At 41.4% G+C, this 21,207-nt stretch carries 19 protein-coding genes and 1 pseudogene; 12 read left to right on the top strand and 8 right to left on the bottom strand.

Annotated elements, in window-relative coordinates; genetic code table 11:
• Nucleotides 1-2 precede the first annotated feature (2 nt).
• The 9 genes and pseudogenes from PSU78_RS01335 to PSU78_RS01295 all read left to right on the top strand — a co-directional run.
• On the top strand, nt 3-950 hold the full coding sequence (locus PSU78_RS01335) for a glycosyltransferase family 2 protein (RefSeq protein WP_300383089.1): 948 nt from the start codon (nt 3-5) through the stop codon (nt 948-950).
• On the top strand, nt 950-2,050 hold the full coding sequence (locus PSU78_RS01330; RefSeq protein ID WP_300383086.1) for a glycosyltransferase family 1 protein: 1,101 nt from the start codon (nt 950-952) through the stop codon (nt 2,048-2,050). Before PSU78_RS01335 ends, PSU78_RS01330 begins: the two co-directional genes overlap by 1 nt.
• Nucleotides 2,047-3,165 (top strand): glycosyltransferase family 4 protein, encoded by a 1,119-nt coding sequence (locus PSU78_RS01325; RefSeq protein WP_300383083.1) that lies wholly within the window; start codon nt 2,047-2,049, stop codon nt 3,163-3,165. The genes PSU78_RS01330 and PSU78_RS01325 overlap by 4 nt, the downstream gene beginning before the upstream one ends.
• Nucleotides 3,162-4,322 carry a glycosyltransferase gene (locus PSU78_RS01320; RefSeq protein ID WP_300383080.1) on the top strand — a complete coding sequence of 387 codons (1,161 nt, stop codon included), beginning with the start codon at nt 3,162-3,164 and terminating at the stop codon, nt 4,320-4,322. Before PSU78_RS01325 ends, PSU78_RS01320 begins: the two co-directional genes overlap by 4 nt.
• A gap of 26 nt (nt 4,323-4,348) precedes the next feature.
• Complete coding sequence (locus PSU78_RS01315) at nt 4,349-5,638, top strand: polysaccharide biosynthesis/export family protein (protein ID WP_300383077.1); 1,290 nt, start codon at nt 4,349-4,351, stop codon at nt 5,636-5,638.
• 59 nt (nt 5,639-5,697) lie between these two features.
• Nucleotides 5,698-7,383: a hypothetical protein gene (locus tag PSU78_RS01310; RefSeq protein ID WP_300383074.1), complete on the top strand. Its 1,686-nt coding sequence runs from the start codon at nt 5,698-5,700 to the stop codon at nt 7,381-7,383.
• A 23-nt stretch (nt 7,384-7,406) separates the two neighbouring features.
• Nucleotides 7,407-9,377 carry a polysaccharide biosynthesis tyrosine autokinase gene (locus PSU78_RS01305; protein ID WP_300383071.1) on the top strand — a complete coding sequence of 657 codons (1,971 nt, stop codon included), beginning with the start codon at nt 7,407-7,409 and terminating at the stop codon, nt 9,375-9,377.
• Between the two features lie 29 nt (nt 9,378-9,406).
• Entirely contained in the window at nt 9,407-10,972 is a 1,566-nt protein-coding gene (locus tag PSU78_RS01300) for an O-antigen ligase (protein ID WP_300383067.1), read from the top strand.
• Between the two features lie 77 nt (nt 10,973-11,049).
• Nucleotides 11,050-11,163, top strand: a pseudogene (locus tag PSU78_RS01295) (dodecin domain-containing protein); the annotation flags it as partial.
• An 80-nt stretch (nt 11,164-11,243) separates the two neighbouring features.
• On the opposite strand, the gene pqqA reads toward PSU78_RS01295, so the two are convergent.
• From pqqA to PSU78_RS01275, 4 genes are all read right to left on the bottom strand, one after another.
• Nucleotides 11,244-11,315: a pyrroloquinoline quinone precursor peptide PqqA gene (gene pqqA, locus PSU78_RS01290; RefSeq protein ID WP_012777389.1), complete on the bottom strand. Its 72-nt coding sequence runs from the start codon at nt 11,313-11,315 to the stop codon at nt 11,244-11,246.
• 117 nt (nt 11,316-11,432) lie between these two features.
• Entirely contained in the window at nt 11,433-13,019 is a 1,587-nt protein-coding gene (locus PSU78_RS01285) for a cryptochrome/photolyase family protein (RefSeq protein WP_367186310.1), read from the bottom strand.
• Complete coding sequence (locus PSU78_RS01280) at nt 12,989-13,078, bottom strand: DUF2256 domain-containing protein (protein WP_300383848.1); 90 nt, start codon at nt 13,076-13,078, stop codon at nt 12,989-12,991. Before PSU78_RS01280 ends, PSU78_RS01285 begins: the two co-directional genes overlap by 31 nt.
• Before the next feature lie 90 nt (nt 13,079-13,168).
• Complete coding sequence (locus PSU78_RS01275; protein WP_300383064.1) at nt 13,169-13,576, bottom strand: toxin-antitoxin system YwqK family antitoxin; 408 nt, start codon at nt 13,574-13,576, stop codon at nt 13,169-13,171.
• Nucleotides 13,577-13,868: 292 nt separating this feature from the next.
• Between PSU78_RS01275 and PSU78_RS01270 the strand changes: the two genes are divergently transcribed.
• Nucleotides 13,869-14,558: an SDR family oxidoreductase gene (locus PSU78_RS01270; protein ID WP_300383061.1), complete on the top strand. Its 690-nt coding sequence runs from the start codon at nt 13,869-13,871 to the stop codon at nt 14,556-14,558.
• Between the two features lie 47 nt (nt 14,559-14,605).
• Here PSU78_RS01270 and PSU78_RS01265 read toward each other — a convergent pair whose 3' ends face one another.
• Both PSU78_RS01265 and PSU78_RS01260 read right to left on the bottom strand, forming a co-directional pair.
• Nucleotides 14,606-15,730 carry a GNAT family N-acetyltransferase gene (locus PSU78_RS01265; RefSeq protein ID WP_300383059.1) on the bottom strand — a complete coding sequence of 375 codons (1,125 nt, stop codon included), beginning with the start codon at nt 15,728-15,730 and terminating at the stop codon, nt 14,606-14,608.
• An 80-nt stretch (nt 15,731-15,810) separates the two neighbouring features.
• Nucleotides 15,811-16,404 carry an EF-hand domain-containing protein gene (locus PSU78_RS01260; RefSeq protein ID WP_300383056.1) on the bottom strand — a complete coding sequence of 198 codons (594 nt, stop codon included), beginning with the start codon at nt 16,402-16,404 and terminating at the stop codon, nt 15,811-15,813.
• Nucleotides 16,405-16,737: 333 nt separating this feature from the next.
• Here PSU78_RS01260 and ompR point away from each other — a divergent pair, with 333 nt between their 5' ends.
• Together ompR and PSU78_RS01250 are read left to right on the top strand one after the other, a co-directional pair.
• Entirely contained in the window at nt 16,738-17,460 is a 723-nt protein-coding gene (ompR, locus tag PSU78_RS01255; protein WP_300383054.1) for a two-component system response regulator OmpR, read from the top strand.
• Between the two features lie 143 nt (nt 17,461-17,603).
• Complete coding sequence (locus PSU78_RS01250) at nt 17,604-18,875, top strand: ATP-binding protein (RefSeq protein WP_300383845.1); 1,272 nt, start codon at nt 17,604-17,606, stop codon at nt 18,873-18,875.
• 92 nt (nt 18,876-18,967) lie between these two features.
• Here the strand turns inward: PSU78_RS01250 and cysG are convergent, their stop codons facing one another.
• Both cysG and PSU78_RS01240 read right to left on the bottom strand, forming a co-directional pair.
• A complete protein-coding gene (cysG, locus tag PSU78_RS01245) occupies nt 18,968-20,359 on the bottom strand; it encodes a siroheme synthase CysG (protein WP_300383051.1) in 1,392 nt (463 codons plus the stop codon).
• Nucleotides 20,360-20,433: 74 nt separating this feature from the next.
• Nucleotides 20,434-21,021: a phospholipid scramblase-related protein gene (locus tag PSU78_RS01240; RefSeq protein ID WP_300383048.1), complete on the bottom strand. Its 588-nt coding sequence runs from the start codon at nt 21,019-21,021 to the stop codon at nt 20,434-20,436.
• Between the last annotated feature and the right edge of the window lie 186 nt (nt 21,022-21,207).

Raw genomic sequence — 21,207 nt, 5'->3', positions numbered from 1 at the left:
CCTTGACTAATCTCAGCATTATTATTGTCAGTTACAACACCTTAGCCTATCTTAATGAGTGCTTAAGCTCGGTTTATACCTACGCACCAAATCAACTAGAGGTGATTGTTGTCGATAACGCGTCAATCGATGGCAGTTGCGAAATGGTAAAACAAAACTTCCCAGAGGTTGTTCTGATTGAATCTAAAAGCAACTTAGGCTTTGGTTTGGCAAACAATTTAGGTGTTCAACAGGCTAAGGGGGCATATGTCATGCTACTGAATAGCGATGCCATTTTAACCACAAACACTCCACAGATACTCGTGGACTATCTTGAGAAACATCAGGAAGTCAGTTGTATTTGCCCAAGAGTGATTTTACCAAATACTGGTGAAATCCAACCAAAAACCTTTGGCTTCGCACCTACCGCCATGCGCGTATGGATGCAGAGTTTTGGCTTAAATAGAGTATTTCCTAAAGCCAGATGGTTTCGGGGCACAGATGGAGATTACCGCTGGGCAAAAGAGATGAATGTCGACTGGGTATCAGGCGTGTGCATGGTCATGCGTACCAAAGATTACTTAAGTGTAGGTGGATTTGATGCAAGGTTTTTTATGTATTGCGAAGATATAGAGCTTTGCTTAAAACTGGCTAAACATGGAAAAGTTATTCTTTATGATGCCGCAGACATTATGCATTACGGTGGCGCAAGCTCAAAAAATATCGCGGCAAAGGTAAGAAACAGCCTTTGGCAACAACGCCACTTAATGATGATTGTGCAGGACTATTATGGCAGTTCGCAGGCCCGCTCAGCGCGTTTAGCTATTTTTTTAGGTACGTTAATCCGCCTCTCAGTTGCATTATTCAAAATTCCCAAATTAGGTGTAGTGAATAACGAAGCACTGCAATGTGCGTGGGCAAGACTAATTGATATATTAAAGGTTACCAACATGAAGAAAGTGACTCAATAATGCGTATCGGCATTGATGGACATGTGCTTGGTAAAAACATCGGTGGCGTAGAACGCTTTGTTCGCGAGCTCGTTCAGCAACTACCTACAGAAGCGCCTGAGCATGAATATATTGTATTTGTGACCAAAACTGAATTTGCTACATTGCAAGTAACGCCCAATCACATTAAAGGCGTTCAATATGTGCCACTGGCTTTTGCTAACCCTTTGTTCGAGCGCTTGATTCTATTACCATGGCTGGTATATCGCTATCATTTAGATGCTTTGCTTATTCAAAGGTTAGCACCATGGTTTTGCGGGCGCTGTAAACTGATTGCGACTATTCATGATTTAACCCCAATCAAGTTTGCACAAGCCTACAAAGGGCTATCGAACAACTTGGTACGCGCACTCACAAAAAACACAATTAAACGTGCAAGTTTAATATTGACGCCCACACTCGCGATTAAAGCTGAAGTGGAAGCCTACTGCACAAACGTAAAAGCCCCAATAGTTGCCTTTTACAATGGCGTTGATGTTAGCGTTTTTAATCAAGATCATTTAGTAACGCAATTGCCTATTGAAAAACCTTATTTACTCACAGTGGGCGCCATAGAAAAACGCAAAAATATCGAAACTATTTTTGAAATGCTATCGCAGCTAAATGACTATCCAAAGCTTGAATTGGCTATCGTTGGTGCAATCAGGGATAAAGGCTACTTTAACGAACTGCAAGTGCAGTTAAAAGCATTAGGGTTAACTAAGCGCGTTCACTATATGGGTTTTATGAGCGAATCTGCACTTATTAATCTCTATCAAAATGCTGCATTATTTATCACAGCTTCCAGAGACGAGGGCTTTAATATACCGCCTTTAGAGGCCATGGCTTGCGGTGTGCCCGTAGTTTGCTCAAACATTGCTGTGCACTTGGAGTTATTTAGTAATGCTGCGGTGTTTTTTAACCCAAACTCCGCAGATGATCTCACTGACAAAATAAAGAGCATCTTAGATAACACACATACAAGTCAACACCTCGCTACGCAAGGGCATAAGAAAATTGCTGAGTTCAGCTGGCAACGCACTGCAAAAAACGTGGCTGGCGCATTAAGTTTAATTGAATGATCGATATGCGGATTATTCATACAGATACCGATGATCTTGATAACCCTTTACGAGGTGGGCAGCCAGTGCGCACTTATGAAATTAACTCAAGACTGTCGAAAAATCATCAAATCACGGTGCTAACAGCAAGCTATAAAGGCAGCGAACAAGGCATTGTTAGAAGCAATATTCATTACCAGCGCTTAGGCATTACTATTCCTGGTTGGGGATTATCTTCACATTTAAGTTATTTGAGTCGACTACCTGCAGCAATAAAGCGTATACCTCATGACCTGATTGTAGAGGAATTTACGCCGCCATTTGGCTTTTGTAATTTGCAAAAATCTACGCAACAGCCAGTCATTTCTATCGTGCAATGGCATTTTTTCAAAGACTGGGAAAAGCGCTACAAACTGCCATTTGAAGCCATCATGCGCAAGCGTGCCTTACATTTTCCACACCGCCATATCATCGTACAAACACACAAAATGGGCGAATACTTTAAGGCCCTATTACCACATGCAGATATTTATAAAATTCCATGCGGCATTAATGCTAGTGCATTACAACAACCAGGAATGCTTGGTGACTACGCCCTATTCTTAGGCAGACTGGATATTCAACATAAAGGTTTAGATGACCTACTATTGGCATGGAAAATGCTAAAAGAAAAGAACTTGAATATCCCATTATGGATAGTGGGGGCAGGGCAAGACGAATCCGCTTTAAAGCAAAGTGTTAAAACACTTGGTTTAAGCGATGTTGTCCTGTTTAAGGGTCGTTTAGAAGGCACACAAAAAAATGAAGTTTTACGCAACTGTCGTTTTTTAGTGATGCCTTCCAGACAGGAAACCTTTGGCTTGACGGCGCTAGAAGCAATGGCAAGCAGCAAGCCCGTGATTGCTTACGATATTGACCACTTAAATGAACTATTAAAGCCAGACTGGTCATCTCTCGCCAGCACAGGGGATATCAGTGGTTTTGCTGAACATATAGCCAACTACTGGAAAGATGAAAGTGAGTGCTTGAGAAAAGGCTTGTGCGCATATCAGGAAGCTAAAAGCTACCTTTGGGATCGACTTGCAGAAGCTCAAGAACAAATTTATTTTAATATACTAAGAATGAGTCAGAAATGAAAATTGCACTATACCAACCATGGATTTACCTTCATGGCGGCCTTGAGAAAAGCTTACTGGAGCTGGTTACGCGCTCTGAGCATGAATGGATTGTCTATACTGGTTATTATGACCCAGAAAACACATTTAAAGAGTTTGCCAATGTTGATGTACGTGTGCTCAACCAGACAACTGTTAAACGTACCATTGGTGGTACTTTGAAAAGTGCATTTCAAGTATCAAAGCAAAAAATCCCGACTGAAAACATCGATATTGTTGCAGTATGGTGTGATGGCATCGGTGATTTAATTACATTCCGTAATCATAAGTTACCATTGCTAAATATATGCAGCACTCCCTTGCGTGCTGCATTTGATCCTGTGTATGAGCAATTAGCACTCAAAGGCAGAGGGATTTTATATAAAGTAGCTTACAAAACATTCAAATACTTGTTTACAGCGGTCGATAGATTGGCTTGGTCATATTACGATGGCGTGATTACCACTAGCTCCGAAGTGAAAAATCGCATTATTAAAGGCAACTTGTGTACAGACGAAGCTGCTATGACTATGGCATACCCTGGTATTGAATGGAAAGAGGATGTTTCAAACGTTACATATCAGCCATTCATCCTACTGCCTGGTCGTATTATGTGGACAAAAAACATTCAGCAAGGCATAAAAGCCTTTGTTAAGGCTGGGCTACCTAGCCCTTGGAAGCTCGTCGTGGCTGGATTTTTGGATGCGAAAAGCCACAGTTATTTACAAGATATGCGTGATCTAGTACCTGAGGGTGTAGAGGTGGAGTTTGTGATCTCCCCTAGCAGCCAACAGTTAAACTCTTTATACAGCACGGCTTCATTTTGTTTATTTACACCATTAAACGAAGATTGGGGTATTGTTCCGTTAGAATCTATGGGCTTTGCTAAGCCCGTGATTGCAAATGCGAGTGGTGGCCCTTTAGAAAGTGTTGTTCATGGTCAAACTGGGTTTTTGCATGCACCCGAAGATATTGATAGTTGGGCAAATTCAATGCGAGCATTAGCGTTAAATCCCACGCTATGCAAAACAATGGGACAGCAAGCACATCAACATGTTAAACAATTTACCTGGCAAACATTTGTCAGCAAAGTAGATCAGGCAATTAAGCATTTAGCTAACGCAAAAGCACGTGATTAAAAACACCAAACAATAGAGCGAGCAACATGAAAATTTTTAAATTATTTTGTTTATCTTTAGCATTAAGTGGTTTGCTAGGCGGATGTGCACATACGTTACCAGGCTCACATTTGATCGTGCCTGGCAAAGCTATGCAGAAAATTGACCCTAAAACCATTAATAGCGCAACTGATCTCTATCATTTATCGCCTAAAGACGTCATATTAGTGCAGATAGAGCCCTTAGAGTTTGGAAGCTCAGCGCGTAAATTGGAGAAAGGAAATCAATTACATATAGGCTTTGCGCAGAATAGCGATTCTAGTTATAAGTTGGCACCTGGCGATGAGTTAACCTTAGAGCTTCCAGATGAGGCAGAAGGCGTTTACCAAGTGATGGTTAACCCTGATGGACGAATCACCTTGCCTAGAGTTGGAAAAAGTATAGCTGCCTCAGGTATGACGCTGACTGAACTTAACAAAAAATCACAAAGTAGCTATAAAGACTTATATGTAACACCTAAGGTTTCTTGGGCGCTTACACACTCTTTCGGTGAGCAACTTATACGCATGACAGGTGACTATTCAGTAGGCTCGGAAGGCGACGTTATGCTACCCGGCCTTGGAAGTTTTGATGTACTAGGAAAAAGTGTTCAGGAGGTTGAACATACGCTTACCACTGCCGTAAGCAAAAAGTTTAACAATGAAATTGTAGCCAGTGTGTCAGCGGCAAAAGTAAATACGCGCGAACAAGTAGATACCCGCCTAACCCCTAGCGGCTTGTTAATAAACACAAACTTGAGCAACTTACCAACCCGTGTGGCAGAAGATGGCTCAGTGTATATTGCCAACTACGGAGATGTACCAGCCGAAGGGAAAACGGTCGCCGAGCTTAAAGCTGAAATCACGCAAAGACTACAACCAAACTATCAAAATCCAATCGTAGTCAATGTTGCAGTGCAAGAGTATGCAGAATACAACGTGTATATTGGTGGTGAGGTGCGTTATCCAGGCCGTTATCCATTTTCTAAAAAATTAAGTATGCTTAAACTGATTGCTCAGGCTGGCTGGGGTAATGAAAATGCAGATTTAGCTAATGTGCTTTTATTAAGGCCTGGTAAAGATAACGAATACATCATTTATCAAACCAACCTTGATGAGATTATTGAAGGCCAAGCTTCTGGCGCGCAAGACCTTAAGATTAATCCTCAAGACTTAATCATTTTGCCACCAACTGGTATTGCTAAGGCAAACCGTTACATCGCGCAATATGTGCGCGGTATCTTGCCATTTGGTACTAACGTCTCTTACAACATCAACAGTAGCCCTAGCACAAGATAAATGACGCTTAAACTGGATTCCCTAGAGGCATAAGCCATGTATACCTTATTTTTTTGGGTATGATGCAGCACAAAAAGGCTATATGGTTAGCAATATTGTTGCTATTGACTTTTACGGCTTGCGGTCAGCAATCGGAAGTGGCTAAAACACACTATCGAAACGTGGGGTCTGCTGTAAATCAGCCGGCACCCTACCCCGTAACATGGGCCAAACAAGCGCTTAAGTGCCATATTAATTTGAATGTTAATTTAGGTAGCATTAATCCACATATTTTCGGTACAAATCTAGAATGGTTTAATGATGCTGGTGGACTTGCAGGTAAAGATGCTCAATTGAAAGAGCAGATTGTAACGCTAGTGAAAGAACAGAAAACAACAGTGATGCGATACCCAGGAGGTACTCTAGCAGACTTCTATCATTGGCAAGATGGCATCGGTCCTATTGAACGTCGTCATCAAACTAAGCACCCTACCGATCCAGGCACCTCTGAAAATAGTTTTGGTACAACAGAGTATTTTAAATTTTTAAAAGAAACGCATAGTGAGGGATTAATTACCGTCAATGCAGGTACAGCTTCTGCACAAGAAGCAGCCGATTGGGTAGCATACGCCAATCAACCAAAGAATCCGCTGCGCTTAGAAGACGGCATAGTCGAGCCTATGAATATTAAACTGTGGGAAATTGGTAATGAACTTTACCTGCCGGGTAACCCTGGTGAGCAAAAAATTACCGTGACTCCTGAAGTGTATGCGAAGCGCTACGTGGAATTTTCACGTGCGATTAAAGCAGTAGATCCAACCGTAACCACCATTGCTATTGGTGTAGCTAAGGCGCATGTAGGCCCTTCTACACAATATCCAGATTGGACTAAAATATTACTAGAGAACGCCGCCAATGACATTGATATGATTGCGGTACATAATGCCTATTTCCCATTATTAATAGCAGAGCGTCAACCTCATGTAAACGATGTGTACCCAGCATTATGGGCGGCACCAGAGGCGGTAGATAGAAGTCTTACCCAATTAGAACAGCTCATTAATCAATATAAAAAGAATAAAAAAATTGGTATCGCTATCACCGAATGGGGCGCTTTGTTTTCTTTACCAGATGTTGATAACTATTGGTTGGATCACGTAAAAACCATGGGGAGTGGTGTTTACATAGCACGTATGTTGCAGGTGATAATGTCACACCCTAGCGTAGAGCTAGCAAACTATTTTAAACTCACAGACAGAAGCTTTATGGGTTGGATTAACTACGAAGGCAAACCCAAAGTGCCATTCTGGATATTTGCGCTGTATGCCAACTATACTGGCAATCAGCAAGTAGCAACTACCTTACAGAGTCCGCATTATGACAGTGCAGCCATTGGCACGATCATGGCAGAAAAGCAGGTATCAGAAGTCACTGTTGTAGCAAGTAAGGATGCGGCAAAAGGTAAGTTATACGTAAATCTGCTTAATCGTAGTATGACCACAGGCTATCCGATCCAACTAGATTTTGGTCAACTGAGCCTGCCCGCAAAAGCAAAGCTGCTCAAAATTGAAGCACATGAAATGACTGCACATAATGGCAAAGACATCCCTCCAGAATGGCCTTATGGTAAAGCGAGCGAACCTTACTCTACAGCAGCTCCAGACAGCATTGGTATTCAAGAGTCGTCTTGGCCTACCCACTCAAATATCATGCTTGCGCCATTCTCTGTAGTGACAGTAGTCATTGATATACCAAAAACAAACTAAAATTGGCAAATTAAGGGCCGACAATGAATCAGAATATAAACCAGATAAGCTTGGCAGAAAAATTGGTAGATAGCCAAACTGATATGTTTTCTTTTAGAGAAGTTATTTCAAGGATATTTTTAAGGCCAAGGTTATTTTTATTTGCATTATTAACACCACCTATCATTGCTGTGTTAATGACATCTTTAGTGCCATTAGACTGGACAGCCTCAACCAAGATTCTAATTCGCTACAGTGCAACGGACACAGGTCTATTAAAAAATTTAGTCTCTGAAGGCGGCTTAGGCATCTCTGGCGCAACTAGTGCCGAACTAATTAAAAGTAAACCAGTACTAGAAAAGGCAATTAAAACTGTCGGTATTACCAACGGAGACCTTTATCAAAGCTCAACGCAAGTCATTAGTAATAAAGTGTTTGGGGCTATCGGCTCACTAGGATCTATTTTTTCTAAAAAAGATAATGGCGTTATTGATGCTAAACAAGCTAGCATCAATGAAACAGGACTGATTAATACATTCAAGGCCTCTTTAGAGAGCTCATCAAAAAAATCTGGCGGCGGACAAGCCATTGAGATTTTAGAAAAAACTTCCCAAGTTCCAGAGTCAATGAAATTAGATGAGCTGATTACGCTACAAGTTAAATCATTTAACCGTGAAAAAGTGGATAACATGGCCAATGGCTTAGCAGCCGCTTTTATTGACGAGTATTACAGCATTTACGCACAAGAAGCTAAAAAACAGACAGCCTATTTAGATACCTTAGTCGCAAAAGAGCTGCAGGAGCTTGCACGTATTGAAAAAACAACACCTGCAGACTTTCATTCAGGTATTGCCCAAGCGAATAGTAGTGGTAGAGAACTTATTTCAAAAGATGTGCCATTGCTTGCAAACATGGCTACCCAATTAATGGAGGTTGAAGCAGATTTAACTAAAGCTCGACAAATTTACGCAGCTTCCTCTCCACAAGTAACAAGATTGAGCTCACAAGTCGAAAATTTAAAATTCATGCTCAAAAAACAAGAACGAATTGAAATTAGCAAGCAACTACTTGAACAGCTAAAGACAAAGCGCTATCAAGCACTTAATACCGAAAATGTTTATAAAAACAAACTCGTACCCATTAGTATTGCTGAGTATGCAGATGAACCTGCAAAGGCTGGCGGAAGGAAGCTATTAAAATTGATGATTAGCGGCATCATTGGTATTACATTGGGTTGCATCTTAGCCATTAGCTCAATGGTTGTTCTCAATGTGCTTGACCCACGTCTTCACTTTAGAGGTGACGTTGAGAAATTGTTACCAAATCCGATCGTCAGTTATATGCCGATGATTAAGCAATTTAACATGCATGATTACCATGCACTGAAAAACAACGAAATAATACATCAAGGAATTTGGCAGTTAATTACGCGCATTGGCGAAAAGTTAGAACATAAGCAAGCTAAAGTAATCACTATTTCAAGCGCTAGTTTTGGTGAAGGGGTCACCTTTATTGCCACTGCATTAGCAATGAATCTAGCTAAGAATAAGAAAAATAAAATATGCTTAATCGATGCCAATTTTGTAGATGGAAAATTAAGTCAGCTATTCAAATTAAATGAGAGTTACGGTTTAATTGAAGCGCTGTTAGGAGGAAATGCAAACATTCAACATCATATTGAGGATGCAGGCTTATTTGTGGTGGGGGCAGGAAAACTTGCCAGCAAGACCGAGCTTGGGTATTACGCAACCGCTGCTGCAGAAGTCATTAGTGAGATTAAATCAAATTTTGATTACATTATCATTGACGCAGGCTCAGCACTTAAAAGCAACGAGGCACTTGTATTTTCTGCTTTAGCTGACGAGTCTTTGATGGTCGCGGCAAGTGGTGTTACACGCAAGAGTATGCTTAGAACTGCGGTTGAAAAACTAGAGTCGAACAGCGCAAAAGTCACAGGGATTATTTTTAATCAAAGTAAAGAAGTGTTGCCAGCCTTTATTTACAACATGCTCTAATGATGACCACTACTTAACATTCACTTGCCTTGCTTAATTATTTTAAAAATAGAAGTTTTTACGAGACATTAATTGTCATTGCTGTCACCTTAGCATTTGGAATAGGCGTTGGCTTTCTTGGAGCACTCGCGCCTAAATTTCAAGTGGCCTTAGGTATTGGCATGTTTGGTTTTTTGGTGATTGCCTTTGTGCCGCATAAAAGATCTTTTTGTTTATTTTTATGGGTATTAATACAACCGCTAAGCATTGAGAAAATTCTCTATACCGCACCTGGTCTATGGGATAACTTTCGCGGCCTAGAAGTCATCATGAACGCAGGTGATTTAATTTTAATATTATTAGCTGGCATTGTTATTTTCGAAGGGACTAAATCTCGGCGAGCCATCTGGGTGTGGGATAAAAAATCTTCTCTATTCTTAGCCATGGTGCTTTGGGCTATTGTTTCCTATTTAATACACCTTTTATTTTATCAAAGTGAGTTTATTAATACATCTCAGCTTGGCATATTACATTTAGTTAGAGTCTTACTATTTGTCATCATCATCACCTCTGCCATTAAAACGCGATCCGACTTGATTTGGGTTTTAATCGCAGTGCTATTAATCTTAGTCTTACAATCATTCCTAGTATGTTTATCTTTTGTGACGACTAAAGTATATAACTTTGGGAGTCTACTAGGTGGTCCCTCGTTTTCACAAACATACTCTGGTGGTACCAATACCATTACACGCGCCGTCGGTACATTGGGTGTAGCAAACCAACAAGGTTTATTTCATGCAATGTTTACCTTTTTGTTGATTGGTTTTTTTGCCGTTAAAAAACCTTTTTTTAGATATGCTGCTCTATCGGTAATCGTGGGGAGTTTTATCGCAGTAATCTTCACATTTTCTCGTGGCTCATGGTTAACCATGGGCTTAGCTACTGTGCTTATTTTTTGTGTCTTTTTTAAGAGGCGAGAGATTACCCCCAGATCTTGGTTAGTTGGCGGACTGATTATGCTTTTATTTTCTGCAGCTTTAGCCGCCGTAGCGCAACCTATCATCGACAGGCTAACAAAGGGGGATGACGGCGCAACAGACTCACGCATCAGAATGATCACCTTAGCAAAAGATTTGTTTTTACAATACCCAATCATTGGCGTTGGCCCCTCAGAATATGTAGAGGCGGGACTTAAATTATATCCACCAGGTTATAAAACTAATGAATGGACACCATTAGGTGACAAAGCAATTGTGCCTCCACTTGGCAGAATTGAGCTGGCACGCATTGACGTGCCTGGATACCCTACTCTTATCATCCCCTTACCCGTGCACAATAAATATATGCTTATCTTGTCAGAGTTAGGAGTAGTTGGACTACTGTTATGGCTGATGATATTTTATGAGTTTTACAGAGACGCTAAAAGCTGCTCAAAATCAAAAGATCCACTACTACGATTTATAGGTATTGCTGGCTTAGGAATTGTCTTGGTGGCAGTGGTATATATGAACCTAGACTTATTTGCCGACGATAAAACTTTGCAGATATTGCTATTTCCACTTTTAGTCATCACTGCTGCTAATAGGGTTGCGATTAAGCAAGCTAGAGATTATTAAGTAATAGGATGAGTTGCTTGGTACTCATCCATTGGAATGACGAAGCAGTTAAAAATGTGACTCACAATGCATTTCTCACTATTAAGCTTTAGGAACAGTGAGAAATAGTTGAAACGCGTGGGCATATTGAAAAAGGAAAAGTTGCTCACTTTCAAGTCAAAATCAAGGTGGGCTTTAGAATACAAGGTTAAGCTTGGTGACTTATTTTAACGCCAATAAAAAAACCCAGCGATTTCTCACTGGGCATTATATTTACAAATCAACTAGTTGATTATTTGTTCATTACGTACATTGTTACTTCAAAGCCAAAACGCATTTCTGTAGCTGCTGGTGTTGTCCACATGATTCGGTATCCTTTTTAGTTTGGCGATTCACAATGATTCGCTCCATGTATTGCATTATGAGCGCTTTCTCAAAACCAACCCTATGCACTTAGCGTAATTTTGCCTAGTGATTTTACTTAAACGTTATTGATATGATTTAGTAAATATTGGGCATGTGCATGCACTGCATCCACTTCTGCAGCACTGAATCGATCCACATTTTTAGTCATTAAAGCAGTACGTGGGTTGCGGCTAAAGGTGTCGTAATGCTTAATTAGAAAATTCCAATAAAGCGTAGTGGTAGGGCAAGCGGCTTCGCCCGTTTTCAGCTCTGGTTTGTATTTGCAATTGCTACAATAATTACTCATGCGTTTAATATAGGCGCCGCTGGCGACGTATGGCTTGCTAGTGAAGCGCCCACCATTGGCGTACAAGGCCATGCCAGCAACATTAGGAAGCTCCACCCACTCTACGGCATCTACATAAACTGCTAAATACCAAGCTTCGACTTCACGTGGGTTTAATTCTGCCAAAATGCCAAACATACCCGTCACCATTAAGCGTTGAATATGGTGTGCATAGCCATGCTGCATGGTGTCGCTAATACTTTGCTTCATGCAGTTCATGTGTGTATTGCCATTCCAATACCAGCTGGGCAATGGGCGTGTATGGTTGTAGTGATTGGCCTCGCTCATTTTTGGCATATCTAGCCAATATACGCCACGTATAAATTCGCGCCAGCCTAGAATTTGCCTAATAAAGCCTTCTACGCTGGCAAGTGGTAGTTGATGTTGATGATAAGCAGTAACCGCAGCAGCAATCACTTCTCGCGGGTTTAGCAGTTTTAAATTAAGCGAAGTAGAAAGCAGAGAATGCCATAAATATAGGCTTTGGCTGCCATTAGTTGATTGCCACATCGCATCTTGATGATCGCCAAACCCTATCAGCTTGTTTTTAAGAAAACCACCTAGGAACTCAAGAGCAGCAGCACGGGTAACTGGCCAAATAAAGTTTTTTAATGACCCTGGGTGATTAGGAAAATGCTTTTCTATAGCTTCTATGACTTCTTGAGTAATGGCATCAATATTTATTTGTGGTGCTGCAGGTATATTTTGTGGGCCTGTTTTGCCAAAGGTTTTACGATTTTCAGCATCATAATTCCACGCGCCACCTACTGGCTCATCACCCTGCATTAACACGTCATACTTTTGGCGCATTTTGCGGTAGAAAAACTCCATGCGTAATTGCTTATTAGCTTTTGCCCAATGGCTAAAATCTGCTTTGGAACACATAAAATGCGTGTCATCACGCACCGCTAAGTGCGTATTCATTTCTTTGCACAGCGTGACTAAATCTTGCTCTAACCTATATTCACCAGGCTCGCAAACAATCACTTGCTGCGGCTTTAAGATGTAGATTTGCTGCGCCCAAGCAGCTTTTAGCGTTGTAAAATCATGTTCGCCAAGCTTTAAATAGCTGGCCTGCAAACAATTGGGATATTGATCTGTGAACGCCTTGTAGAAGTGACGCATAGCAGATATAAACAACACAATTCGCGCTTTATGGCTCCAAACCTGTGTGGCTTCATGGCTCACTTCCGCCATAAGAATCGCATCTTGTGTCGGATCAAAATCCTCTAGCGCAGGGTTATCAAAATTTAATTGGTCGCCCAAAATTAGAATAAGGTTTCTTGTCATGCCTTGGTTCTCGATAATGTTCGACATTTGTCAGAGCAATATTTGATGTCAGCCCAGTTTTTAGCCCACGACTTTCGCCACACCATGCTTAGGCCACAGTGCGCGCAAATTTTGCTGGGCAAGTTAATTTTATTGCCCTTAAATGTACTTTTAAATTTCAATTAGTATTTGCTAATTTATTCAGCAACCACTTGGCCGTCTTTGTAACGGGTTGTAGATTTTATACTGCCATCTTTAGCCCAAGCGTATTCAACGCCTTCTTTTTTACCATGTATAAAATTTGCCTCTAACCTTTTTTGCCCATTTTCATACCACTGCGTAAACATGCCATGTTCTTGCCCCGCTTGATAATGCGCATCAAGCTTAAGCCGGCCATTTTCGTACCATTGGTTCCAAACGCCATCTTCTTTATCGTCCACATAGTTCGTTTGAATCTGCTTGCTACCATTTGGGTAATAAAAAATCTCAAGACCCTCTTTTTTACCTTTTTTAATAGTAACTTCGTATTTTGGTTTGCCATCGGCAAATTTCTCGACATGCTTTCCCGTAAAGTTTTTATCAAAAAATGTTTCTGCATTAGCCATAGTGCTTATTGCAAGCAAAATAACTACAAGTAAATTAGCACTTAATTTGTACATAACGTTATATTTTAGTGAATTGACTCCATATGATACGTATGAGATTGAAATGTTCCCGCTGAGTTGAATTTAGCCATTTGTGAACTTTAAACCCAGTTAATTACTTGGGTAATCAACGTCAGCATTTAGAACGAGTTTGATATGCAGATTAAGTTGATTGATAGAATCCACAACATTGATTGTGGCTTTTGTATTTTTAGGCGGATAATTTACCAATTATTTATTTGAGGATATAGCAATGACTTACCAAGTATTAGTTACTGGCGCCAATCGTGGTATTGGCTTGGAATTTACCCAACAATATGCAGAAGATGGTTATAGCGTATTAGCTTGCTGCCGCGATCCTCAACATGCTAGCGCTTTGCAAACTTTGGCAAAAGCACATGCCAACATTCGTATATTGCATTTAGATGTGGCAGATTTTGCCCAAATTGATGCGTTAGCTTTGCAACTAAAAGACGAAAAAATTGATGTGTTAATCAATAATGCAGGCGTTTATCCTGAAAGTAGTTTGGGTGATGCAAATACGGAAAATTGGCTAGATGCGTTTAAAATCAACAGTATTGCACCATTAAAAATGGCAACAGCTTTTACCGCGCACATTGCCAATAGCAAGCTTAAAAAAATAGCCACACTTTCCAGCAAAATGGGTAGCATGAGCGACAACGCTGGCGGCGGTAGTTACATTTATCGTAGTACAAAAACGGCTGTGAATATGGTCATGAAAAGTCTTTCGATAGACGTAAAACCTGCTGGTATTGCGGTGGTGACTTTGCACCCAGGCTGGGTACTCACAGACATGGGTGGCAGCAATGCATTGATAGATACCAAAACAAGTGTGGTAGGTTTGCGTCAGGTGATTGAGAATTTGAACTTAAATAATACTGGGAAATTTATTGCTTATGATGGCAAAGAGATTGCTTGGTAGCGCCTAGTCATTCTTAGCCGCGCTCAGAATGACGGTGTTTAGGAGTTTTACTGCGCCTTAAACGGCGCGCGTTCTTCTAGCTCGTTGGTATAAGCGGCAATGCCTTGCGACTCTTGCGTGACAAACGCTTGAATCGCATGCGCAAACTCAGGATGCGCAATTTTGTGAAACGAGCAAGTGGATCGTGGCTTAAACCCCCGTGCCAGCTTATGTTCGCCTTGCGCACCGCCTTCAAAATATTGAATTTTTTCTTCAATACAAAATTCTTGAGCTTGGTAATAACATAGCTCAAAATGCAAATTAGGCACATATCTCAAACCACCCCAATAGCGACCGTAAAGGGTTGTTTGATGATAAATATTCAGTGCGGCGGCAATTGGTTCACCCTCTAAATACGCCAATATCAACAAAATATTCTGCGGCATATTACCACCAATTTTCTGAAAAAATGTGGGGGTTAAATAAGGCGTTGAACGATGCTCAAGGTAGGTGTTTTCATAACATTCGTAGAAAAATTGCCATTGCTCTGGGGTAATGTCGGCACCTTTGATGCGTTTACAAACCACCCCAGAAGCGACGATTTTTTTACGCTCTTGGTGAATCTTTTTACGTTTATCGTGGCTGAGCGTGCGTAAGAAATCTTCAAAATCCGTAAAGCTGTCGTTTTGCCATCTAAATTGCACACCGTTACGCTGTAACCACCCTGCCCGTTTTAACTCGGCAGCAGAAAAATCATCAGGAAAAAGTACATGTGCTGACGATAACTGATGTTTGTGCATAGTTTCAGTCAGCGCTTCTACCATTAACGCTTGTGTTTGGTCGTCGTTTGCAATCAACCTCTGGCTAGTAATGGGCGTAAACGGAATCGCTGAAACTAATTTAGGATAATAACTTAAGCCATTGCGGTCATAAGCTTCTGCCCATGCCCAGTCAAATACGTATTCACCATAAGAGTGGCTTTTTATATACAGCGGCATTGCGCCAACTAATTTGCCATCATCATGCACTAGCATTGGGTAAGGCTGCCAGCCAGTGCCCTTACCAACTGAGCCTGAAATTTCCAGTGCGCTTAAAAACGCATGGCTGAGTAATGGCATATCGCCCACTAAGGCATCCCAACTTTGAGCATCAACCTGCTGAATGCTGTCGGTAATTTCGAGAATCAAACTCATTAAATTAATATAGCGCTAAAAAAATGGTAACGCTGGCTTGAAGAGATAACGTTGAGAACAACGTACTGATAACTAGATAGCTAATAAGTGCGCTTTTTGGAATTATTTGAAGCTTGCTTATTTTTAGACTTTGCTTCCAAAGCAGCATCTGCTGCTTGTGATTTTTGTGCTTCTATAGCAGCTTCCGCAGCGTTTCTACGTTCAGCTGCGCGAGATTGGGCATCTTGAAGTTCTTCTAATGAAATAACACCGTCTTGATTAGTATCCACTTGACTAAAAAGCCTTGCAATTTGCGGTAACTTTTCTGTCGCTTCTTGCCTATCTATGGTGCCATCATTATCATTGTCAGCGTCTAAAAAGCGTTCTTTCAAGCTCTCCTGCATGGCTCTCCGGCGCTCTTCAATTCGGTTATGATCTTGGTCTACCGATTTAGCATAATCATCTAATGCCTTACGAATTTTTTCGCGATTTTCTGGGCTAAAATTAAGATTAAGTGTTTGCCGCATGCCATCACCGGCAGCCTCTTCACCAGCGACTGGTTTTTCAACACTACCGGCTGCAATGAAATTGGTTTTCCCCGCAGAATTCACATTAAAAGACACTCCAAAGCCAACACACACTGCGATGCATGTGTGTTTAACTGTTAAAATACGTTTTGAAGTGAGTTTAATCAATGCGCTAACTTTATAATAAATAAGTTTAAAAACAATTTACCTTAACTTAACCGCATCATAATGAAGTACGATTGTTAACTGATTGTTTCATTGAACATTGAAATTGTAATTAATTGTAACGTTATAAAAACGGTCATTTAATACCCCTAAAACTTAAGTTGAGTTCGCCTCATTTAATTTAAGGCATTATTTTAAATTAACTCAATATAGCTTACACTTTGTAATGGTTTAGTATTCTGGTTTTTGACAAAGAAATATTAAACTTAGTTTCATCACATTTGCATTAAAAGTCAATTTCAATTAACTGAATAATAAGACGCGGGCTAAATAACTATGGTTGATCAAAATAAAAAAATATTAGTGGTTGATGACGATGTGCGCTTACGTGAGTTATTGCAGCGCTACTTGACGGAGCAAGGCTTTACAGTGAAAGTGGCTTCTGATGCTAAAGAGATGGATGTGGTTTTAGCGGCAGAACCTATTGACCTCTTGGTGCTAGATTTAATGCTGCCAGGAGAAGATGGGCTGTCCATTTGCCGTAGAGTAAGAGGCTCTGGCACTTTGTTACCAATTGTAATGTTGACAGCCCGTGGCGATGAAGTCGATAGAATTATCGGCTTAGAAATGGGCGCGGATGATTACCTGCCAAAACCATTTAATCCGCGCGAATTACTCGCTAGAATCAACGCAGTGTTGCGTAGGCACGAGCGCTTGCAACCAAGCGCGCCTGCCGTGAATACAGATAGCGTGACGATTGGTGAATTTGTATTTAATGCCTCTACACGCTCACTAAGCAAAGATGGTGCCTCTGTCACAATTACCAGCGGCGAGTTTGCCTTGCTGAAAGTATTTGTGGATCATCCACGTCAGCCATTATCTCGCGATAGACTAATGCAACTTGCACGTGGACGTGAACTAGACGTATTTGACCGTAGCATTGATGTGCAAGTGTCACGTTTGCGCAAACTAATCGAACCTGATGCCGCGCATCCACGTTACTTACAAACCATGTGGGGCTTTGGTTATGTGTTTATTCCGGATGGCGAAGTTGATTAAATAGCCAAAAGATTAATCTTGCATGAAGCACTCTCTATGAATCATTCGAGAGTACATTTGTCCATGTAAATCATGACTAATACAAATATAGAACGCTCAGTTTGAAATTCATCTTACTTCCTAAAACATTGCTGGCAAGAGGCATGTTGCTCATTGCTTTTTTACTAGTCATTGGGCAAGTTGCTTCATTGCAAATCTTTGAGTATTTTGAACGCGAACCTCGGGCAGAAGCCACAGCTCTGCAAGCGGTTACGGTGGTGAATTACACCCGCGCATCGCTCATCGCATCACAAGATAATCTACGCCTAGCTTTGCTTTCTGAACTCACAGGTAAAGAAGGTGTGCGCGTTTATTACGCCGACTTTATGGAAGATATTGAACCTCTACCACCTGACCCATTTATCAATATGGTGGCTGAAAAAATTAAAGAGCGACTTGGCGTAGAAACTATTATTACCGTTAATCACTATGGTGTTCAGGGACTTTGGGTCAGCTTCAATATCGGGCAAGATGATTTTTGGGTAGTAATTCCTAAATTACATGTTGAACGTCGCTTTCCATGGCAATGGTTAGGTTGGGGGGCGCTAATACTTTTACTCTCACTAGCAGGTGGTTACTTTATTGCTTTGCGGATTAATCGACCCATGCACTTATTGATGAATGCTGCTAATAGGTTACGTAAGGGTGAGCAGCCTGAAAAGTTGCCTGAAGGCAGCTTTGCTGAGTTACGTGAGGTAAATGAAACCTTTAATAAAATGGCCGACTCTTTGGCTGAACTTGATGCAGAAAGAACCTTGATTCTTGCTGGCGTTTCGCACGATATTCGTACGCCACTAGCAAGATTACGTTTATCAGTAGAAATGCTACCTGACGAGGGTTGCGGTAGCCTGAAGGACGGCATGATACAAGATATTGCCGACATGGATAATATCATTCATCAGTTTTTAGATTTTGTGAAAGGTGTCGAGGGCGAACCTACACAAATGATTGACATCAACACCTTATTGCAAGCAGTGCATGATAGACAACTCCGCGCGGGACGTGACTTGGTAGTGCAGTTAGCACCCACTTACTTCATCCCCATTAAGCCATTAGCCATGCAACGTTTACTGGACAACTTAGTGGGAAATGCTTATGCCTATGGTAAAGGGCAAGCACGTATCGCAGGCAAAGTGACGGCTGAACACATTGTAATAAGTGTGTTTGATAATGGTCCCGGGATTCCTGAAAGCCACTTACAAAAATTATTGCGTCCATTTGAAAGGCTAGATACCGCACGCAGCAATGCAGGTGGTAGCGGCTTAGGTTTAGCAATTGCTGAACGCATTGCCAAACTACATCATGGCAAACTAGAATTGATCAATCGACCTGAAGGCGGCTTAGAAGCAAGACTGAGCATTCCAATTAAAAACTAAGCGCTATTTAAAAACTAACAACTATTTGAATGCTAACAGTCAGAGGAATAAACCCCTCAAACTTTCGATTTACATTTTTAGTTGGCGCCTAATTAATTATCACCCGGCTCAAACCAATTCAAATGCTCTCGTAACTGTACGACTTCACCGATAATCGTCAAACAAGGCGCTTTGATTTTCGCCTCTTTCACTTTTCCAGCTAAATCTTTAAGTGTTGCCACAACCACGCGTTGCTTCTGTGTGGTGCCTTGTTGAACCACTGCGGCAGGCATATCTGGCGATACACCATGAGCAATGAGTTGCTCGCAGATTTTTTCCATTCCAACCAAGCCCATGTAAATCACTACAGTTTGGCGTGGGCGCGACATGGCTACCCAATCCAAATCTACAACGCCTTCTTTTAAATGCCCGGTGATAAACAAGCAAGCTTGCGCATAATCTCGATGTGTAAGCGGAATGCCGGCATAGCTAGAAACGCCATTGGCCGCAGTAATACCTGGTACCACTTGAAAAGGCACGCCGCGCTGCATCAAGGTTTCAATTTCCTCACCCCCGCGCCCAAAAATAAACGGGTCGCCACCTTTTAAACGCAGTACGCGTTTACCTTCTAACGCCAACCTTGCCAACAATTCATTAATCTCTTCTTGTGGAAGCGTATGTTGGTCGCGCGACTTACCTACATAAATCAGCTCTGCGTCGCGACGTACTAACTCCATGACCTCGGGGCTAACTAACTTATCGTACACACAAACGTCACATTGCTGCATAAGGCGCAAAGCTCTAAATGTGAGTAAATCTGGGTCACCAGGACCACCACCAACCAAATAGACCTCGCCGTGATGCTTAGGGTCAGCTTTATCAGACAACAGATTATCTAGCGCCCTTCTTGCCGCTTCATCTTGCCCAGACAAAATACGCTCTACAATCGGCCCTTGCAATACACCTTCCCAAAAAATACGGCGTTGCTGCGTAGTGGCAAACTTAGCTTTGACTTTATCTCTAAACTCACCTGCAATTTCGGCGATACGCCCATAACCTGCAGGCAACATAGTTTCAATCTTTGTTCGTATATAGCGCGCTAAAACTGGCGCATTGCCTTCACTTGAAATAGCAATAACAATAGGCGACCGCTCCACGATGGAGGCCATCGTAAAAGTACACAAAGCGGGAGAGTCCACTACGTTCACTGGAATATTGAGTGCCTTCGCAGCAACAGATACAGCCGTATTAACAGCTTCATCATCGGTGGCTGCAATCACTAAGCAGGCGCCCTCAAGCTGGCTTGGCTCGAAATTCGCACTAATATGAGTAATTTTCTCTGCGTTAACCAAATCACTTAGCTCATGGCATAGCTCAGGCGAATAAAGCACCACAGCCGCGTTCGCTTTAAGCAGCATGGTGACTTTACGCGCAGCCACATCACCACCGCCAATGACAACACAGCGACGGTGAGTAATATTAATAAAAATTGGAAGTGCTTGCATGCCTAGCCTTTATTGCTTTGATTAACTGAATACGCTACTGAATGAATATGAACTTAATGAATAAAATGAGTTACTTACTCTTTTAACACCATATCGATACATAAGACTGCCGCCATAATCAGCACGCGTGCGGCATCGTTAGCCGCAACGCTATCATCAATGGTCAGCATATAGTTATCTGCGCTGGTAAACAGCTCCTTACCCAAACCAGCCCATTTTTTCGACACATTCGCGAGCTCTTTTTCGCCTTTCATAAACCTGAAATCCCAACTAGTCCATTTGCCTTGTAACGTACAAATCACCGTACCTTGCGCATCCAACACATCAAACTTGCCGCCAATCGAAAAAAATTTACGGCTGAATGTTCCCGCTAATTTACCTAAGTCATCAAACACTTCTACTCTTGAATCAAATATAGAAAAGCCACGCTTCACGCTTAAAATATTCTGGCCATCTGGCGTGCGCACCTCTACATTAAAAGGCGTCATACGTTTGTAATCGGTAAAACGAAATATCTTGGTGAAAATACCAAGGTTAGGCTCGCGGCACTCTATGACTTTTTGATTGGTGCTCGGGTCATAAATATCGTAATTGTTCGCAGCTTTAAACAGTCCAACTTGTTCTTTAACAAAAAATAGATTATTACGAAGCACCGCGTGCATATATGACCCTAGAATTAGCTAAAAAGTAATTTTAATAGATTAAGAAGTAAGCGCATACTTAAATCTTGAACAGCGGATTAATAGACATAGATTGATAAGCTCAGGTAATTAGCACTCAGCCAAGTAAAATGCGTTAAAATTATGCTTTACAGACACGCCCGGCTATCGAAAAACAGCCTTGAAAAC

Source organism: Methylotenera sp. (assembly GCF_029945705.1).
In the GTDB taxonomy this organism is placed as follows: Bacteria; Pseudomonadota; Gammaproteobacteria; order Burkholderiales; family Methylophilaceae; genus Methylotenera.
The sequence above is the reverse complement of the archived record's forward strand: the minus strand, read 5'-3'. Positions and strand labels throughout refer to the sequence as shown.

Excerpts from the sequence above, each read along its gene's own strand:
- PSU78_RS01310 (WP_300383074.1), top strand. The coding sequence starts at position 5,698 with ATGATGCAGCACAAAAAGGCTATATGGTTAGCAATATTGTTGCTATTG.
- PSU78_RS01285 (WP_367186310.1), bottom strand. The coding sequence starts at position 13,019 with ATGTCGAACATTATCGAGAACCAAGGCATGACAAGAAACCTTATTCTA.
- PSU78_RS01305 (WP_300383071.1), top strand. The coding sequence starts at position 7,407 with ATGAATCAGAATATAAACCAGATAAGCTTGGCAGAAAAATTGGTAGAT.
- PSU78_RS01330 (WP_300383086.1), top strand. The coding sequence starts at position 950 with ATGCGTATCGGCATTGATGGACATGTGCTTGGTAAAAACATCGGTGGC.
- PSU78_RS01280 (WP_300383848.1), bottom strand. The coding sequence starts at position 13,078 with ATGGTGTGGCGAAAGTCGTGGGCTAAAAACTGGGCTGACATCAAATAT.
- PSU78_RS01250 (WP_300383845.1), top strand. The coding sequence starts at position 17,604 with ATGTTGCTCATTGCTTTTTTACTAGTCATTGGGCAAGTTGCTTCATTG.
- PSU78_RS01315 (WP_300383077.1), top strand. The coding sequence starts at position 4,349 with ATGAAAATTTTTAAATTATTTTGTTTATCTTTAGCATTAAGTGGTTTG.
- PSU78_RS01275 (WP_300383064.1), bottom strand. The coding sequence starts at position 13,576 with ATGGCTAATGCAGAAACATTTTTTGATAAAAACTTTACGGGAAAGCAT.
- PSU78_RS01325 (WP_300383083.1), top strand. The coding sequence starts at position 2,047 with ATGATCGATATGCGGATTATTCATACAGATACCGATGATCTTGATAAC.
- PSU78_RS01240 (WP_300383048.1), bottom strand. The coding sequence starts at position 21,021 with ATGCACGCGGTGCTTCGTAATAATCTATTTTTTGTTAAAGAACAAGTT.
- ompR (WP_300383054.1), top strand. The coding sequence starts at position 16,738 with ATGGTTGATCAAAATAAAAAAATATTAGTGGTTGATGACGATGTGCGC.
- PSU78_RS01320 (WP_300383080.1), top strand. The coding sequence starts at position 3,162 with ATGAAAATTGCACTATACCAACCATGGATTTACCTTCATGGCGGCCTT.
- PSU78_RS01270 (WP_300383061.1), top strand. The coding sequence starts at position 13,869 with ATGACTTACCAAGTATTAGTTACTGGCGCCAATCGTGGTATTGGCTTG.
- PSU78_RS01265 (WP_300383059.1), bottom strand. The coding sequence starts at position 15,730 with ATGAGTTTGATTCTCGAAATTACCGACAGCATTCAGCAGGTTGATGCT.
- cysG (WP_300383051.1), bottom strand. The coding sequence starts at position 20,359 with ATGCAAGCACTTCCAATTTTTATTAATATTACTCACCGTCGCTGTGTT.